The organism is Pseudomonas sp. SDO55104_S430 (assembly GCF_054070595.1).
The window spans coordinates 1-375 of record NZ_JBSVXG010000506.1 but is presented as its reverse complement, the minus strand read 5'-3'; the positions used below and the strand labels follow the sequence as shown (position 1 = coordinate 375).

Here is a 375-nt window from a genome sequence, read left to right as displayed (position 1 = left end):
CGCCGACATCTTCTTCAACAACAGCTTCAAGAACGGCTTGCTGCCGATCATCTTGAGCGACGAGGAAGTCGATGAGCTGTTCAAGCAGGTCGAGGCGGACCCGGGCTATCAGTTGCAGATCGATCTGCAGGCCCAGACCGTGACCCGTCCGGACGGCAAGGTGCTGAGCTTCGAGATCGACGCGTTCCGCAAGCACTGCCTGCTCAATGGTCTGGACGATATCGGTCTGACACTGCAGGACGGTGATGCGATTGCGGCGTTCGAAGCCAAGCACCGGGCCAGCCAGCCTTGGTTGTTTCGCGACGCTTGATTGATCTGAAATTGATGTAGACAGGGCGGGCCTCTTCGCGGGCAAGCCCGCTCCCACAGGGTTTA

At 58.9% G+C, this 375-nt stretch carries 1 pseudogene; it reads left to right on the top strand.

Features of this window, described 5'->3' with window-relative positions:
* Positions 1-310: pseudogene (locus ACW9JE_RS30925) on the top strand (3-isopropylmalate dehydratase small subunit); the annotation flags it as partial.
* Positions 311-375 lie beyond the last annotated feature (65 nt).